This window comes from Roseococcus sp. YIM B11640 (genome assembly GCF_049727625.1).
Taxonomy (GTDB): Bacteria; Pseudomonadota; Alphaproteobacteria; order Acetobacterales; family Acetobacteraceae; genus Roseococcus.
Genome location: NZ_JBBJOZ010000004.1, coordinates 437,284 through 452,671 on the forward strand (window position 1 = coordinate 437,284; position 15,388 = coordinate 452,671).

Sequence of the window (15,388 nt, forward strand, 5' to 3'; positions counted from 1 at the left end):
GATGAGGGCTTTCTTCGACTCCGACCTTTGGTGGAGCTTCACGCGCTCGCCCATCACCGTCGCCTCGGCGATCGTGGCGTTCATCTGCATAGCGGGTGCGCTGCTGGCGCCATTGATCGCACCGCACAACCCCTTCGATCTCGCATCCCTTCAGCTCATGGACGCCTTCAAGCCGCCGTCCTGGGAGGCCGAGGGCGATGCGCTGTACCCTCTCGGCACGGACGACCAGGGGCGGGATATGCTCTCGGCCATCATGTACGGGGCGCGCGTCTCCCTGCTGGTGGGCTTCTGCGCCGTGATTTTCTCGACCGTGGTCGGCGTCTGCGTGGGCCTGGCTGCCGGCTACATGGGCGGCAAAGTGGATTCGGTGCTGATGCGCATCGCCGATATCCAGCTCACCTTTCCCTCCATCCTGGTGGCCCTTCTGGTGGATGGGGTCGTGCGCGCCGCGCTCCCGCGCGAGGTGCATGACCAGATCGCGCTCTTCGTCGTGATCTTCGCCATCGGCATTTCGAACTGGCCGCAATTCGCCCGCACCGTGCGCGGCTCCACCCTGGTGGAGCGCAACAAGGAGTACGTGCAGGCGGCCCGCGTCATCGGCCTCTCGCCGCTGCGGATCATGCGAAGCCACGTGCTGCCCAACGTCATGTCCCCGGTTCTGGTCATCGCGACGCTGAATCTCGGCTTTGCGATCCTGGCGGAGGCGACGCTCTCCTTCCTCGGCGTGGGCGTGCCGCCGACGCAGCCTTCGCTCGGAACCCTCATCCGGATCGGCAACGACTTCCTGTTCAGCGGCGAATGGTGGATCACCATCTTCCCGGGCATCGCGCTGATCGTGATGGTCCTGTCCGTCAACCTGCTGGGCGATTGGTTGCGCGACGCCCTCAACCCGAAGCTCCGCTGATGTCGCTGCTGCAAGTCAAGAACCTGCGCGTGGAGTTCCCGACGCGGCGCGGCACGCTGGTGGCGCTCGACGACGTTTCCTTCGACATCGCGCCCGGCGAGGTGCTGGGAGTCGTGGGAGAGAGCGGCGCCGGAAAGTCCATGACCGGTGCCGCCATCATCGGTTTGCTGGAGCCGCCGGGACGCATTGCCGCCGGGCAGATTCTTCTCGAAGGCCGGCGGATCGACAATCTGCCCTACGAGAAGATGCGCCGCATCCGTGGCCGGCAGATCGGCGCCATCTTCCAGGATCCGCTGACCACCCTGAACCCGCTTTACACTATCGGCCGGCAGTTGGTGGAGACGATCACCGCGCACTTGCCGGTCGGTCCCGGCGAGGCACGGGAGAAGGCGATCGGCTGGCTCGAACTGGTGGGAATTCCTGCCGCTCGCGAGCGCATCAACAGCTACCCGCACGAATTCTCGGGCGGCATGCGCCAGCGCGTGGTCATCGCGCTCGCTCTCTGCGCCGAGCCCAAGCTGATCGTGGCCGATGAGCCGACGACGGCGCTCGACGTCTCCATTCAGGCGCAGGTCATCGCCATGCTGAAGACGCTGGCCCGCGAAAAGGGCACGGCGATGATGCTGGTGACGCACGACATGGGCGTCATCGCCGAGACCGCCGATCGCGTGGCCGTCATGTATGCGGGTCGCGTCAGCGAGATCGGTCCGGTGCGCGAGCTGGTGAAGCATCCGCGGCATCCCTATTCACAGGGCCTGATGGGCTCCATCCCGCCGCTCGACCGGCGCGTGGAGCGGCTGCAGCAGATCGACGGCGCCATGCCCCGGCTTTCCGCCATTCCCCAGGGCTGCGCCTACAATCCGCGCTGCCCGCAGGTCTTCGACCGATGCCGCGTGGACCGGCCCGAACTCATGGATGCGGGCACCACGCAAGCCGCCTGCTGGCTCCATGCGGAGGGCGCGCGATGACCGGCCCGATGCTCGAGGCGCAGAACATCGCGCGCCATTTCGACGTGTCCCGGCCCGCGCTGCAGCGCCTGATCGCCCGCGAGGGCAAGCGCACGCTGCGCGCGGTAGATGGCGTGTCCTTCGCGATTCCGAAGGGCACGACGCTGAGCCTGGTGGGCGAGAGCGGCTGCGGCAAATCCACCGTGGCGCGCCTGGTCGTCGGTCTCTACGGCACGACCTTCGGCAAGGTGGTCTTCGACGGGCAGGATCTGCAGGTAGCGCGCGCGGATTCCACGCAGCGTAGCCGCATGCAGATGATCTTCCAGGATCCCTACGCCTCGCTGAATCCGCGCTGGCGCGTGGCCGACATTATCTCCGAGCCCATCCGCGCCTTCCATATACTGCGCGACAAGGCGGCGATCCAGGCCCGCGTGGGCGAGCTGCTGATGCAGGTCGGCCTCTCGCCACTGGACGGGCAGAAATTCCCGCACGAGTTTTCCGGGGGGCAGCGGCAGCGCATCTCCATCGCGCGCGCGCTGAGCTCCAACCCGGAATTCCTGGTCTGCGACGAGCCGACCTCGGCGCTCGACGTTTCGGTGCAGGCGCAGATCCTGAATCTGATGAAGGAGCTGCAGCAGCGCCTGGGACTGACCTACCTCTTCATCAGCCATAACCTCGCCGTCGTGCGGCAGGTCAGCGACCGGATCGGGGTCATGTATCTCGGCAAGCTGGTCGAGCTCGCACCGGCCGAGACGCTCTTCGAGGCTCCGCGCCACCCTTATACGCGCGCGCTGATGGAGGCGATCCCGGACCTCGACATGACGGGCCGGCAGCGCATCCCCGTGGGCGGCGAGGTGCCGAGCCCCATCACGCCGCCGCCGGGCTGCACCTTTCACCCGCGCTGTCCGCTCGCCAATGCGCGCTGCCGCGCGGAGGTGCCGATGATGAAGCCGGCCGGCGATACGATGGTGGCATGCCATGCGGTCGAGGAAGGGCGGGCGGTCTAGTCTCGCCCCCGAGATTGGTCTTATGCTCCGGACAATAACGGAGGATAAGTCCATGAATCGTCGCGATTTCGCGCGTGCGCTTGCCGCTGCGCCACTTTTGCCCAGCATTGCCAACGCGCAGGCGTCATGGACGCCCGACCGGCCCGTCCGCTTCGTCGTGGGCTTCGCGCCCGGCGGCAGCACGGACACCTCCGGCCGGGTCATCGCCGAGGCGATCTCCGGGCCGCTCGGGCAGCCCGTGGTGGTCGAGAACCGGGTCGGCGCCTCGGGCAATATCGGCTCGGAATTCGTCGCCCGCAGCGCCCCCGATGGCTACACCTATGTCGTCGCTTCGGTCGGCACGCATGCCACCAATCAATTCCTCTTCCGGAACATGGGCTTCCATGTGGTGCGCGATTTCACGCCTGTGTCGCTGGTGCTGCTTGGCGGCGCGCTGCTGGCGGTGCATCCCTCCGTGCCCGCGCGAAACCTGGCGGAATTCATCGCCTATGCGAAGGCCAATCCAGGCAAGCTGAACATGGGCACCAGCGGCCCGGGCAGCACGCAGCACTTCGCCGGCGCGCTGTTCGAGCAGCGGGCGGGCGTGCAGTTCACCCATGTCCCCTATCGCGGCGGCGCGCCGGCCATGGCCGACCTCGTGGCCGGGCGGCTCGACGTCATCTTTGCGCCGATGGTGGAGGTGCTGCCCTTCGTGCGGACCGAGCAGGTGCGCCCGCTGGGCATCACGCGCCCCGAGCGCGTGGCCAGCCTGCCCGACATGCCGACCATCGCCGAGACCGTGCCCGGCTACAATTTCAGCAGCTGGATCGGCATCTTCGGCCCGGCCGGCCTGCCGCAGCCCATCGTGCAGCGCATGTCGGGCGTGATCGCGGAGGCCGTCCGCGCCCCGCGCACTAAGCAGCGGTTGGAGCAGCTCGGTTACATCCCGGCCGGCGGCGATGCGGCGGCCATGGCCGAGATGCAGCGCCAGGACGTCGTGCTTATGGAAGAGCTGGTGCGGCTCACGGGCGCCAGCGGCGATAGCTGAAACTATCGCGGCCTCTTGTCCGGCGGCATGAACTTGCCCGTGCCGCCGGGCTGCGCCGCCGCCGGCGTGTCCGGGATGTCCGGCATGCGGGTGGCCACGTTGCGCACGGTCACGCCCATCTCAGCGAATTGCTGGGGCTTCACGACCGAGATCTGCTCGGGCCGCGCGGCGGTCAGGAAGCGGATCGCATTGTCGTTGAAGCCCAGCCGGCTGAGATAGGCGCCGATCACGGCATTGCCCGAGCTGCTGACCTGACCAGGCCCGCCCTGCTGCGGGACATAGGCGGCATGGAATCCGATGCGGGCACCCGTGCCGATATGCCGCTCCGCGCCCGCGATCCAGATGAGGCCGCAGGCGGAGAAGCAGCCGCGCCCGTCGGGCACCACTGTCTGCAGCCGCCGCTCATGGATCAGGCGGCCCATGGCGAGGGCCGGATTGAGCGAGCCGCCCGCGCTGTTCAGCACGACCCGGGCATTGGGGTTGCTGCGGACCGCGGCCGCGAAGGCCGTCTCGGTTTCCGGAGAGATGCGGCCCGTCACCACGATCGATGCCCGCCCGCCCTCGCGGCTCACAAAGACGCCGCCGGAGCCAGGGGCGCTGGGGCGAGACTGGGCAAGCAGCGGCAGCGGCGCCAAGCTGGCCACGAGGCAGGTCAGGGTGAATGGAAGTGCCAGGGTCCTGAACATGCCAACGAATTTATGATCCGGGTGCGGGCCTGAGCAAGAGCCCAGGGGAAGGATCGAGGAGGGATGGCGATGCGGTGTGCGGTGATCGGGCTCGGCAGCATGGGCGGCGGCGTGGCGGCGAGTGCGCTGCGCGCAGGGCTGGAGGTGACCGGCGTCGATCCGAGCGAGGGGGCGCGGCGCGCCTTCGGCAACCGTGCCGTGGCGCGCGGCGCCGATCTCGATCCCGGGCAGGAAGCCGTGCTGGTCCTGACCGTGAATGCCGCCCAGGCCGAGGCCGCGCTGTTCGGCGAGCAAGGCGCGGCGCAGCGGCTGGCACCGGGCGGGGTCGTGGTCTGCTCGGCCACCATGTCGCCGGCCGATGCGCGGCGCCTGGCGGCCGAGGCGGAGGCGCGCGGCCTGCTCTATCTCGACGCGCCGGTGTCCGGCGGCGCCGCTGCGGCGCGCGAGGGGCGGATGACGGTGATGGCCAGCGGATCGGAGGCCGCCTTCGCCGCCGCGAAGCCGTTGCTGGATGCGGCGGCCGGCCAGGTCTGGAACCTCGGCGCCGAGCCGGGGCAGGGCGCTGCTATGAAGGTGGTGCATCAGCTGCTGGCCGGCGTGCACATCGCGGCCGCGGCCGAGGCCATGGCGCTGGCGCTGCGCGCGGGGCTCGATCCGCACACGGTCTACCAGGTGGTCAACGGCGCGGCGGGCGCGTCCTGGATGTTCAAGAACCGCATGGCGCATGTGCTGGCAGGCGACGACACGCCGCTCTCGGCGGGCGACATCTTCGTGAAGGATCTCGGCCTCGTGGAGGCCATGGCGCGCGAGGCCTCGCTGCCCGTGCCGCTCGCCGCCCAGGCGCTGCAGCTCTTCGTGGCGCAGCGCGCGATCGGCCAGGGTGGACGGGACGACGCCTTCGTGCTGCGCGTCTGGCAGGCCGTCGCCGGCTTCGCGCTGCCCGGCGAGGATGGCGGGGCGGAGGCGCGCAAGCCCGACTAGCTGGGCGAGCATCTTCACCCGATGGCACGATCCGCCCGAGCGGGATCTGCTCTAGTGAAAGTCCCGGCTCGGCTGGCGCAGCCCCGGCCCGTGCAGGATCTCGTCCGCCGGCGCGATCACGCGGTTCCATGGGTCGAGATCGAGGCCGTGCAGGGTGTGCAGCAAGTCGGAATGGTCCTCCAGCTTATGGACCACGAGGTGCAGGATGGGCACGTGGTGGCCCTTCTCCGCGCGCTCCAGCCGGCCCTCCGCGATGACGAGACGAGAGCTCACCACCTCGGCGCGGTACTTCCGCGAGACGTGGCGGAAGAGCACGAGGTTGGCGACGCCATGCTCGTCCTCGATGGTAAAGAAGATCACGCCCTTGGCGCTGCCTGGATGCTGCCGCACCAGCACGAGCCCCGCCACACGCAGCCAGGCATGATCGCGCGCGCGGCCGAATTCGGCGGTGCTGACGGCGCGCAGCTTCCGCAGCTGCGGCCGGAGCAGGGTCAGCGGATGCTGGCGCAGGCTGAGGCCGGTGGCGGTGTAGTCCAGCACCACCTGCTCGCCCGCCGTGGCGCCCGGCAGGGATGAGGCGGGTTCCGCGACGGGGGCGTCCAGCGGCATTTCGCGCTCCACGGCGGCGGCCTCCCACATCGCCTCCCGCCGGTTGAGGCCGAGCCCGCGCAGCGCATCGGCCTCCGCAAGCCGCTCCACGCTGCGGCGGTCCAGTTTCGCGCGCAGCACCATGTCGCGGAGATCGGCGAAGGGACGCGCGGCTATGATGCGGTTTGCGGCATCCTCCGACAGTCCGCTGATAAGGCGCAGGCCCAGACGCAGCGCGTGGCGAAGCTTGTGTCCCAATGGGGCGTCCGAGCCCGCCAGCTCCTCCTGCGTGGAATCCCATTCGCTGACCGTCACGTCGATGGGACGGACCTTCACATGATTGTCGCGCGCATCGCGGACGATCTGCGCGGGCGAGTAGAATCCCATCGGCTGGCTGTTCAGCAGCGCGCAGGTGAACGCCGCGGTGCGGTGGCACTTCAGCCAGGCGGAGATGTAGACGAGCAGCGCGAAGCTGGCCGCGTGGGATTCCGGAAAGCCGTAGGAGCTGAAGCCCTCGAGTTGCTTGAAGCAGCGCTCGGCGAAGTCCTGGTCGTAGCCGTTCTTCCTCATGCCCTCCATGAAGTCCGGCTTGAACTTCGGCACATCGCCCGTGTGCTTGAAGGTGGCCATGGCGCGGCGCAGCTCGTCGGCGCGCGTTCCGGAAAAGCCGGCGCCGACCATGGCGATGCGCATGGCCTGCTCCTGGAAGATCGGCACGCCCATCGTCTCCTTCAGAACCTCCTGCAGGCCCTCGGGCGTGTCGATCGGCTCCTCGCCGTTCCGGCGGCGCAGATAGGGGTGCACCATGTCGCCCTGGATGGGGCCGGGACGCACGATCGCGACCTCCACCACCAGGTCGTAGAATCTGCGCGGCTTGAGGCGCGGCAGCATGTTCATCTGCGCGCGGCTCTCCACCTGGAAAACACCCAGACTCTCGCCACGGCACAGCATCTCGTAGGTGTCTGGATCCTCGGGCTCGATTTCCGTCATCGCCTGGAACCCGATGAGCTTCAGCGCGCGCCGGATGCAGCTCAGCATGCCGAGGCCGAGGACATCGACCTTCAGCATCTTCATCGCGTCGATGTCGTCCTTGTCCCACTCGATGGTGTGGCGGTCCTCCATCGCCGCGCGGGTGACGACGCAGAACTCGGTAAGCGGACCGCGCGTGAGGACGAAGCCGCCCACATGCGTCGCGAGGTGGCGAGGGAAATTGTAGATCTCCTCGGCCAGCTCGCAGGCCAGCTTTACGCGCTGATCCGTGGGGTCGAGTCCGCGGGCCTCGGCGATATGCTCCCAGGTTCCTTCATTGCCGGGGGAACCCTTGGCCTTTGCCATGAAGGCGGTGGCTTCCTCCTCGATGCCCAGCGCCTTGCCGACCTCTCGGATCGCGCTGCGGCTGCGGTAGCGGATGACGGTCGCGGCGATGGCGGCGCGGTGGCGGCCGTAATGCTGGTAGATGTGCTGGATCACCTCCTCGCGCCGCTCATGCTCGAAATCCACGTCGATATCGGGCGGCTCGCCACGCTCCTCGCTGATGAAGCGCTCGAAGAGGAGCTGGTAGGTATCGGGATTGAGGGAGGTGACGCCGAGCGCATAGCAGACCGCGGAATTCGCGGCCGAACCACGGCCCTGGCAAAGGATATCCTTGCTTCTGGCGTAGCGAACGATCTCGCTGACCGTCAGGAAGTAGGACGCGTATTTCAGCTTCCCGATGACCGCGAGCTCCTTGTCGAGCTGCGCCTGCACACGCTCCGGCACGCCGCCGGGCCACATTCGCGGCGCGGCTTCGCGGACGCGCGCCTCCAGCGTCTCCTGCGGCGTCCGGCCGGGGTCGAGGATCTCCTCCGGATATTCGTAGTGAAGCTGCTTCATGTCGAAGCGGCACGCCGCCACCACCTCGGCCACGCGGTCCACCGCTTCCTCATGTTCCCTGAAGAGGCGGCGCATCTCCATCTCGGGCTTGAGGCACGCTTCCCCATTGGGCTCGGCGGCGAGGCCGAGCTCGTCCACCGTGCAGCCGAGGCGGATGGCGCTCAGCACATCCGCGAGCCGCCGGCGGTCCGATACGTGGTAACGCACGCCCCCGGCCGCGATCAGCCGTGCCTCGGGCACCTGCGACAGCAGGTCCAGCCAGTGCCGGTCGGCGCCGCGCGCGCGGGTCTGCGCGGCGAGCAGCAGCGGCATCGCGAGGCGTTCGCGCAGCATCCGCGCCTCGCGCGCATGGCGCTGGGCGAAGGCGGCGTCGGGCATCGCGGGTGCCATGCGCGCGAGCACCTGGCCCTCCATGGCGGCGTACATCTGCTCGGGCGTGATGGGGCATTCGCCTTTGGGTGCCTCCATGCGCGCCGTCGAGAGCAGAAGGCAGAGGCGGCCCCAGGCGGCGCGATCGGTCGGCCAGGCGAGGTATTCGCTGCCATCCGTCAGGCAGAGCCGCACGCCCGCGAGGAAGCGCAGCCCGGCCTCCTGACAAGCCACCCAGCCCCGGACCAGCCCCGCCACGGAGTTGCGATCCGCGATGCCGAGCACGCGATGCCCGTGCAGCGCAGCCGTCATCGCGAGCTCATGCGGGTGCGAGGCGCCCTCGAGGAAGGTGAAGTTGGACAGCGCGCCCAGCTCGCCGAAGACCGCCGCGCGTTGCGCCGGTTCCCGTGGCGGGCGCGGCGGCCCCTGGGGCAGGCGGATCACGCTCATGGCAGGTGCCCGTGGATGAACCAGCGCTCGCCACGCCGGCAGACCCACCAGCGCGCGCCCGAGGCGAGCTGCAGGCGATAATAGTCGCGCGGCGGCCGGTCTTCCGGCGCGCGCCACCATTCGGGCTCGATGCGCTCCGGCCCCTCGGCGGAGATCACGCGCTCGACGCGCTGGCCGAGCGTGACCTGGAAGGGCGGGTCGTCCGGGAGAAGGGCGCTGGCCTTTACCGGGATGGGCCGGCGCAGCAGGCGCAGCGGGCGCGGCGCGGCGGGCGCCTCGCCGACCGGCCCGAAGGCATCCGCGCGTGCCGCCGCGCGCTCCGGCCAGTGGGATTCCTGCGGGGCCAGCCGCCAGATTCGCACCCGCTGCGCGAGGCGATCGAGCATTTCGGACAAACTCTCCGCCGGTACCTCCTCGCCGGGCAGGGCAGCCTGGCGGGCGTTCAGCGCCTCCGCCACCTCGGCGGCCAGGATCAGCTTCTCGAAGCCGAGCTCGGGGCGCAGCTCCTCCACGCGGCGGTCCAGCAGGCGGCGCAGATGCGCGGGGTCGCGGCTCGCCTGGCCCAGGCCCTGGCGAAGCTCCTGCCAGGAGCCATCGCCCCGGAAGGCCGTGAGGCGCAGCGCCCGCACGCCCTCGCCGGATTCCAGGAGGCCCGTGCAGAGCCGGTCGGCGAGAGCGGCGATGGCCCGCTCCAGCGCCGGGGCGGTGCAGAGGGGTGAGAGGTATTCGCGCGCCTGATGATGCCGGGGCGGCGGACGGATGGGGGTGAAAGGCGCGATGCGGCCGCGCAGGGCCGACAGTTCCTCGGCGATGGCGCGGCCGAACCGGCGGGCGAGGGGGCCGCGCGGCTGCGCCTCCAGCGCTGCCACGTCGCGTAGGCCCATGCGGTGCAGGGCCGTGATCATTTCCGGCGGCAGGGCGAGGGCGGTGACGGGCAGGCGGGGCAGGGTGGCGGCCTCCTGCCGGGGCGCCAGCACCTGCGGGCGCGTTCCGGCGCGGAGAAAGGCGGCGAGGGCGGCCGGGGCGGCACCCAGCAGGCCGCGCGCGGGGGCGCCCGCTGCGGAGAAGGCGGCCAGCACGCGGCGCAGCAGATCGGGCTCGCGCTCGGGCAGGCCAGTGGTTTCTATGAGCAGCCCTTCCTCGCCCCAGATGCCGACGAGCGGCGAGAAGCGCAGGGCCCAGACGGCCGGGCGCTCGGCGGCCAATCCCTCTCCGTGCAGCATCAGGAAGCGGCGATCGCCGGATTTGGCCTGGCATTCGGCCTCGGGCAGCGGCGGTGCCGCGCAGGGCAGCCCGTCCGCGAAGAGGGGCAGGCTGGGCGTGCGGGCGAAGCGCCGGCTGCCCATCAGGCGCGCTTCCGCTTCGCCCCCGTCCCGGCCTCGGCGGGAGCCAGGGTGGTGAGGGTGCCGCGCGCCGCGTCCCATTCACCCGCCCAGGCGCCGGGCCGCCCGCCGCGGGCCCGCAGCAGCGCGATCTCCCAGGCCGGGTCGCCCAGATGGTGGGGCGTCGCGTTGGAGGCGGCGCGCGCCGAGATGCGCCAGCGGGTGAGGGCGGCGGTGGGGCCGGGGCTTTCGTCGTCCGGCCGCAGCAGCAGGCCGATCCCGCCCCCCGTCTCGGCGGCCAATTGCAGGCGGCGCGCGGCGGTGAGGTCCGGGGTGGCACCGAAGAGCAGGGCCGCCGCGATGGCCGGGCAGCGCAGCCCCTCCTCGGCGGCCCAGAGCGCGTCGGCCGGGCGGGCGGCGCGCACCAGCACGAGGCTGGCCGCCGAGAGGCCAAGCTGCGCGAGGCCGGGCGGATAGGCATCGGGCTCCGGGGCGATCCAGAGGATGGTTCGTCCGGGCAAGGCGGCCTGCGCGCGGGCCAGCATGAGGGCGGAGAAGCCCATGGCCGCACCCGGATCGGCCGCCAGCACCTCGTGCATCCCGGCCAGCGGCAAGCCGTTCCATGGCAGGTGGGCGTCCAACTCGGGCGACAGCGGGAGGGTGGCGCGGCCTTCCCCGCTGGCGAGGCCCGGATCGAACCGGGCGATTCGGGCCCGGAGACCGGCCAGCAGGGCGGCTCTGTCCATGGGATCCTGAGGGGGGTCTTGCCGGGGGATGTCGTCGGGGAGTGTCATGTCTTGGCGGACAAAATGTTCTTGTTATGTTCTAGTCCGGGGACCGCCTCCGGTCAAGCAAGCATTCCTTCATCCACCCGCGTCAGCCTCCCTCCCGCTCCCCGGAACGGAGGCTTCCATGCCCATTTTCCTGATCTTCCTGGCGCTTCTCGCCGCCTGTGCGCCGCTGCCCGTCGAGCAGGCGGCGGGCACGCCGGCGGCCCGGGTCGCCCGGGAGAGCCTGGCCAGCCTGCACGCCCATGGTGCACCGGTGGGCGCGGGCGTCGCGGTGGGAGGCACGCTTCTCCTGACCAACGCGCATGTGATGCGCCAGGCCGGCGGACAGGTCCTGCTACGCCGGGCGGCCGACGGGGTCGAGACAGAAGGGTGGCTGGTCGCGTCGTCGCCCGCGATGGACCTGGCACTGCTGCGGATGCCCGAGGGCTTTCTGCGCCCCGCCCACCTCGCACCCGACTTTCCGGAGGCGGGGGATCCCGTCTGGGCGCTGGGGCCGGAAGGGCTGGGCAGGGGGCTGGCGCCAGGCCGCGTGGAGCGCCCCTGGGTCCGGATGCGCCGCTTCGGCCCCGGCTTCACCGCGCGTCTCGGAGCCCTGATGGGATTCTCGGGTGGGCCGGTCGTCGATCGGGAGGGCCGGGTCACCGGCCTCACCACCGCCCTGCCCGGAGGGGGCGAGGACCAGCTGCTGGCGATGGTCACGGGAGTCGACCTGGCGGGGCTCGCGGATGGCGGCCGGCGCCAGGTCTTCATCCTCGACATACGCGAGGCGATAGAGGAGGCGAGGCGGATCGCCCCGCCTCTGCCTTAACAGCCCTGTTGAATGTCCCAGGGTTTGCGATCGACTTCGCGTCGCGCCTGGCCCGGCGTCAGCCCGACATCTCGCAGCATGTGCTCATCGAGCGCGGCGAGATGCTGGCGCGTCTGATAGGCGCGCCAGAAGCTCGCGAGATGATCCAGCCAGAAGGACCCACGAACCTGGACCTGCTCGATCGCGAGAGCGGGGGAGGCGGGGAAGAGCCGGGCGGACATTTGATCTGATCCTCTTTCGATCTGGGTGCAGCGCCATTCCTGGAGCCGGGGGAACAGTCGCAGGCTTGGAATCATCACTCCAACGACTAATCTTGACCCCACGCATCAGTTTTCGTGATAGTGAATGGGCCATGCTCCCTGCCGGTCTCGACCCTGAGCTCCTCCGCAGCTTCGTCCTCATCGCCGAGGGCGAGAGCGTCACCCGGACGGCCGAAAGGGTGGGGCGAACGCAATCCGCCGTCTCCATGCAGATGCGCCGCCTCGAGGAAGTCCTGGGCGAGCCGCTGCTCCGCCGCGGAGCCCGCGGCCTCGAGCCCACCTACAAGGGCGTCTGGCTGCTGGAGCGCGCGCGGACGCTTCTCGCGCTCAACGAGGAGATCATCGCCACCTTCCGCGCCGCGCCGCTGACCGGCCAGGTGCGGCTCGGCACGCCCGACGACTACGCGCTGCAATGGCTGCCGGGCATCCTGGCCCGGTTCGGCAAGACGCATCCGGGCATGGAGGTGGACGTGCTGTGCATGAGCTCGGAGGAGCTGGTGCAGCGCCTGTCGCACGGCCATCTCGACATGGCGCTGCTGACCGAGGGCCATGGCCGCTCGGGCGACGAGGTCTGGCGCGGCCCGCTGCGCTGGGTCGGCCCGCAGGGCGGGCTGCTGCACAAGCGCGACCCGCTGCCGCTCGCCACCGCGCATCCGGGCTGCACCTGGCGGCGCGCGGCGCTGGAGGCGCTGGGCCGCAACGGCCGGCGCGTCAGGGTCACCTACAACAGCACCACGCAATCCGGCTGCTTCGCCGTGGCCATGGCCGGCCTCGCCATCACCATCTCGACGCCCACGCGCCTGCCGCCGGGACTCGTCTGGCTGGACGAGGAGGATGGCCTGCCCCCGATGGGCGACATGGGCATCCTGCTCGCGACCGGCGAGATGCCGCTTTCGCCGGGCGGCGAGGCGCTGGCCGAGGCCATCCGCCAAGGTTTCGCCGAGCCGCGCTGACAGCCCCTTGAGCTTGCGGGCAAGGCCGTGGTGAGGTGCCGCGGACCAGTAGGGAAGAAACTCAGATGCACCGCCGGACCGCTCTCGGCTCGCTGCTTGCCGTTCCCGCCCTTGCCGCGCCCGCGCTGGCACAGGCATGGCCCGACCGGCCGATCCGGATCATCGTGCCCTATCCGCCCGGCGGGTCGAACGACACGGTCGCTCGCATCGTGCAGCCGCGCCTGCAGGAGATCCTGGGCCGGCCCATCATCGTGGACAATCGCGCGGGCGCTTCGGGCTCTGTGGGCTCCAGCGAGACCGCGCGCTCGGCGCCTGACGGATACACTTGGTTGCTGGCGAACGACACGCTCGCGTCCAACGAAACGTTGATGAACCTGCCTTACCGGGTGATGGAGGCCTTCACCTTCTGCTCGGTTCTCGGCACTTGTCCGTATGCGCTGACGGCGCATCCCTCGACGCCCTTCCGCACGCTGCCGCAGCTCATCGCCGCGGCGAAGGCGGCGCCGGAGACGCTGAGCTACGCGACGACGGGCGTGGGCTCGCTCGCGCATGTCTCGACGGTGCTGCTGCAGCAGCGCGGCGACTTCAAGCTGGTGCACGTGCCCTATCGCGGTGGCGGACCGGCCCTGCAGGACGCGCTCGCCGGGCACGTGCCGCTGTTCATGTCGAACATCGTGATCATCCTGCAGCACATCCGGGAGGGGAAGCTGATCCCGCTCGGCGTCTCCTCCGCGGCGCCGAGTCGCTTCCTGCCGGGCGTGCAGCCCTTCGCCGCGCAGGGCTTCCCGGGCTTCGAGGCGCTGACCTACTGGGTGATGGTCGGCCCTGCCGGCATTCCGCCCGCGATCAACGAGCGCATGCAGCAGGCGTTGCGCCAAGTGTTGGGCGAGGCGCCGATCCAGGCCCGCATGGCGGAGCAGGGAGCGGAGATCGTCGCCAGCAGCCCGGCCGAGACGGAAGCCTTCATCCGTGGCGAGATCGCGAAGTGGGGCGAGGTGATCCGCGCCAACAACATCCGCGCGGAAAGCTGATACGGACTTGCCAAGCGGGCTCCCTGCCGCAAAGGTCGCCGCAAACGTCCTTACGAGAGCAGGGAGTGACGCCGTCATGGACCGTCGCCGATTTCTGAGTTTCACGGGCGCGGCCTTGGCCGCGCCGACCGTCCTTCGGGCGCAGCCGCTGGGCGCGGGCTTTCCGGACCGTCCGCTGCGGCTGATCGTGCCCTGGCCGCCGGGCGGGTCGACCGACACCATCGCGCGCCTGTTCCAGCCGCGCCTGGCCGAGGTCCTGGGCCGCGCGATCGTCATCGACAACCGGGGCGGCGCCTCGGGCGCCACGGGTGCGATCGAGGCGGCGCGGGCGCCGGCCGATGGCAGCACCTGGACCTTCGTCTACGATACCCAGGCCACCAACGAGACGGTGATGCGCCTCCCGTTCAAGACGATGGAGGCCTTCGTTCCCGTCTGCCACGCGGCCTCGGGACCGCTGGCGATGGTGGCGCATCAGTCCACGCCCTATCGGACCTTCCAGGAGGTCGTGGCCGCGGCGAAGGCGGCGCCTGATGCGCTGAACTACGCGACCTCGGGCGTGGGCGGGCTCGCCCATGTCTCGACGACGCTTCTGCAGCAGCAGGGCGGCTTCCGCATGACTCACGTGCCTTATCGCGGCGGCGGGCCGGCCGTGCAGGACGCGGTCGCGGGCCATGTGCCGCTGTTCATGACCAACGTCGTGATCGTGAGCCAGCATATCCGCAACGGAATCCTGCGGCCGCTCGGCGTGACGACGGCCACGGAGACCCGCCACGTGCCGGGCTGTCCGACATTCGCCTCGCAGGGTTTCGCCGGCTTCGAGGCGCCGACCTGGTGGGCGATGCTGGGTCGCGCCGGTACGCCGGATACGCTGGTGCGCCAGATGAACGAAGCCATGGTGCGCGTGCTGAACGAGCCTGAAGTGAAGGCCAAGATCGAGGAGCAGGGCTGCGACATCGTGGCAAGCACGCCCCAGGAATGCGGCCGCTTCATCGAGAGCGAGATCGCGAAATGGGGCCGCGTCATCCAGGACAACGGGATTCGCGCCGATAGCTGAGCGCGAATCGTTCAACCCTTGTCCGGCGCATGGGGCTCATGCGCCGGATCTCCCAGATGCCGCTTTACAGTTCCATGAGGACCCCATAGAAGCCCCCCACCGCCGACGAGTTCGGTGGCGCGGTTCGTCTGAAGGACTTGACGACTGAGCGCTGAGCGCTTAAGTTGAATTCCCTTCGCGGTCGAATCCGCGACCCACTCGAAAGGGCGGGGGTATATCGGTCCAGACGGTCTCCGGCTGGGACGGTATACGTTGTTTTGACAATTGTATCTGTTGTGCAGTGAATGCGTATGAGCTGGTCCTTTTGAGGGGATTGGGATGCGTGGTTGGCGCTGGGC

Annotated in this window: 14 protein-coding genes; 9 read left to right on the forward strand and 5 right to left on the reverse strand. The window is 70.0% G+C overall.

From position 1 onward, the window contains the following. The first annotated feature begins 1 nt into the window (after position 1). Genes WJM96_RS18550 through WJM96_RS18565 form a run of 4 tightly spaced genes read left to right on the forward strand, consistent with a single transcriptional unit; the run spans position 2 to position 3,885 of the window. Positions 2 to 904 (forward strand): ABC transporter permease, encoded by a 903-nt coding sequence (locus WJM96_RS18550; protein ID WP_424814021.1) that lies wholly within the window; start codon positions 2 to 4, stop codon positions 902 to 904. Continuing rightward, complete coding sequence (locus WJM96_RS18555; protein ID WP_424814022.1) at positions 904 to 1,872, forward strand: ABC transporter ATP-binding protein; 969 nt, start codon at positions 904 to 906, stop codon at positions 1,870 to 1,872. Before WJM96_RS18550 ends, WJM96_RS18555 begins: the two co-directional genes overlap by 1 nt. Next, entirely contained in the window at positions 1,869 to 2,858 is a 990-nt protein-coding gene (locus WJM96_RS18560) for an ABC transporter ATP-binding protein (RefSeq protein WP_424814023.1), read from the forward strand. Before WJM96_RS18555 ends, WJM96_RS18560 begins: the two co-directional genes overlap by 4 nt. 52 nt (positions 2,859 to 2,910) lie before the next feature. Then, positions 2,911 to 3,885 (forward strand): Bug family tripartite tricarboxylate transporter substrate binding protein, encoded by a 975-nt coding sequence (locus WJM96_RS18565; RefSeq protein WP_424814024.1) that lies wholly within the window; start codon positions 2,911 to 2,913, stop codon positions 3,883 to 3,885. 2 nt (positions 3,886 to 3,887) lie between these two features. On the opposite strand, the gene WJM96_RS18570 is transcribed toward WJM96_RS18565, so the two are convergent. Further along, positions 3,888 to 4,571 (reverse strand): hypothetical protein, encoded by a 684-nt coding sequence (locus WJM96_RS18570; RefSeq protein WP_424814025.1) that lies wholly within the window; start codon positions 4,569 to 4,571, stop codon positions 3,888 to 3,890. A gap of 69 nt (positions 4,572 to 4,640) precedes the next feature. Between WJM96_RS18570 and ltnD the strand changes: the two genes are divergently transcribed. Beyond that, the gene (gene ltnD / locus WJM96_RS18575) at positions 4,641 to 5,552 is read left to right on the forward strand and encodes an L-threonate dehydrogenase (protein WP_424814044.1); all 912 of its coding nucleotides are present in this window, start codon (positions 4,641 to 4,643) and stop codon (positions 5,550 to 5,552) included. A gap of 51 nt (positions 5,553 to 5,603) precedes the next feature. Here the strand turns inward: ltnD and WJM96_RS18580 are convergent, their stop codons facing one another. The 3 genes from WJM96_RS18580 to WJM96_RS18590 are packed head-to-tail and all read right to left on the reverse strand — an operon-like array spanning position 5,604 to position 10,899. Next, entirely contained in the window at positions 5,604 to 8,831 is a 3,228-nt protein-coding gene (locus WJM96_RS18580) for an error-prone DNA polymerase (protein WP_424814026.1), read from the reverse strand. Next, a complete protein-coding gene (locus tag WJM96_RS18585; protein WP_424814027.1) occupies positions 8,828 to 10,177 on the reverse strand; it encodes a hypothetical protein in 1,350 nt (449 codons plus the stop codon). The genes WJM96_RS18580 and WJM96_RS18585 overlap by 4 nt, the downstream gene beginning before the upstream one ends. Further along, entirely contained in the window at positions 10,177 to 10,899 is a 723-nt protein-coding gene (locus WJM96_RS18590) for an ImuA family protein (RefSeq protein ID WP_424814028.1), read from the reverse strand. Before WJM96_RS18590 ends, WJM96_RS18585 begins: the two co-directional genes overlap by 1 nt. A 166-nt stretch (positions 10,900 to 11,065) precedes the next feature. Between WJM96_RS18590 and WJM96_RS18595 the strand changes: the two genes are divergently transcribed. Then, on the forward strand, positions 11,066 to 11,752 hold the full coding sequence (locus WJM96_RS18595) for a S1 family peptidase (protein WP_424814029.1): 687 nt from the start codon (positions 11,066 to 11,068) through the stop codon (positions 11,750 to 11,752). Here WJM96_RS18595 and WJM96_RS18600 read toward each other — a convergent pair. Further along, the gene (locus WJM96_RS18600; RefSeq protein WP_424814030.1) at positions 11,749 to 11,973 is read right to left on the reverse strand and encodes a DUF1127 domain-containing protein; all 225 of its coding nucleotides are present in this window, start codon (positions 11,971 to 11,973) and stop codon (positions 11,749 to 11,751) included. The two genes, WJM96_RS18595 and WJM96_RS18600, sit on opposite strands and share 4 nt — an antisense overlap. 131 nt (positions 11,974 to 12,104) lie before the next feature. Between WJM96_RS18600 and WJM96_RS18605 the strand changes: the two genes are divergently transcribed. The 3 genes from WJM96_RS18605 (at position 12,105) to WJM96_RS18615 (ending at position 15,050) form a co-directional block, all read left to right on the forward strand. Beyond that, positions 12,105 to 12,965: a LysR substrate-binding domain-containing protein gene (locus tag WJM96_RS18605; RefSeq protein ID WP_424814031.1), complete on the forward strand. Its 861-nt coding sequence runs from the start codon at positions 12,105 to 12,107 to the stop codon at positions 12,963 to 12,965. Positions 12,966 to 13,030: 65 nt separating this feature from the next. Continuing rightward, positions 13,031 to 13,996, forward strand: a complete 966-nt coding sequence (locus WJM96_RS18610) for a tripartite tricarboxylate transporter substrate binding protein (protein ID WP_424814032.1) — start codon at positions 13,031 to 13,033, stop codon at positions 13,994 to 13,996. A 76-nt stretch (positions 13,997 to 14,072) separates the two neighbouring features. Continuing rightward, on the forward strand, positions 14,073 to 15,050 hold the full coding sequence (locus WJM96_RS18615; RefSeq protein WP_424814033.1) for a tripartite tricarboxylate transporter substrate-binding protein: 978 nt from the start codon (positions 14,073 to 14,075) through the stop codon (positions 15,048 to 15,050). Positions 15,051 to 15,388: the final 338 nt, after the last annotated feature.

Coding starts and splice junctions, on each gene's coding strand:
- WJM96_RS18595 (WP_424814029.1), top strand. CDS start 11,066: ATGCCCATTTTCCTGATCTTCCTGGCGCTTCTCGCCGCCTGTGCGCCG.
- WJM96_RS18610 (WP_424814032.1), top strand. CDS start 13,031: ATGCACCGCCGGACCGCTCTCGGCTCGCTGCTTGCCGTTCCCGCCCTT.
- WJM96_RS18570 (WP_424814025.1), bottom strand. CDS start 4,571: ATGTTCAGGACCCTGGCACTTCCATTCACCCTGACCTGCCTCGTGGCC.
- WJM96_RS18600 (WP_424814030.1), bottom strand. CDS start 11,973: ATGTCCGCCCGGCTCTTCCCCGCCTCCCCCGCTCTCGCGATCGAGCAG.
- WJM96_RS18580 (WP_424814026.1), bottom strand. CDS start 8,831: ATGAGCGTGATCCGCCTGCCCCAGGGGCCGCCGCGCCCGCCACGGGAA.
- WJM96_RS18560 (WP_424814023.1), top strand. CDS start 1,869: ATGACCGGCCCGATGCTCGAGGCGCAGAACATCGCGCGCCATTTCGAC.
- WJM96_RS18605 (WP_424814031.1), top strand. CDS start 12,105: ATGCTCCCTGCCGGTCTCGACCCTGAGCTCCTCCGCAGCTTCGTCCTC.
- WJM96_RS18555 (WP_424814022.1), top strand. CDS start 904: ATGTCGCTGCTGCAAGTCAAGAACCTGCGCGTGGAGTTCCCGACGCGG.
- WJM96_RS18615 (WP_424814033.1), top strand. CDS start 14,073: ATGGACCGTCGCCGATTTCTGAGTTTCACGGGCGCGGCCTTGGCCGCG.
- WJM96_RS18565 (WP_424814024.1), top strand. CDS start 2,911: ATGAATCGTCGCGATTTCGCGCGTGCGCTTGCCGCTGCGCCACTTTTG.
- WJM96_RS18590 (WP_424814028.1), bottom strand. CDS start 10,899: ATGGACAGAGCCGCCCTGCTGGCCGGTCTCCGGGCCCGAATCGCCCGG.
- ltnD (WP_424814044.1), top strand. CDS start 4,641: ATGCGGTGTGCGGTGATCGGGCTCGGCAGCATGGGCGGCGGCGTGGCG.
- WJM96_RS18585 (WP_424814027.1), bottom strand. CDS start 10,177: ATGGGCAGCCGGCGCTTCGCCCGCACGCCCAGCCTGCCCCTCTTCGCG.
- WJM96_RS18550 (WP_424814021.1), top strand. CDS start 2: ATGAGGGCTTTCTTCGACTCCGACCTTTGGTGGAGCTTCACGCGCTCG.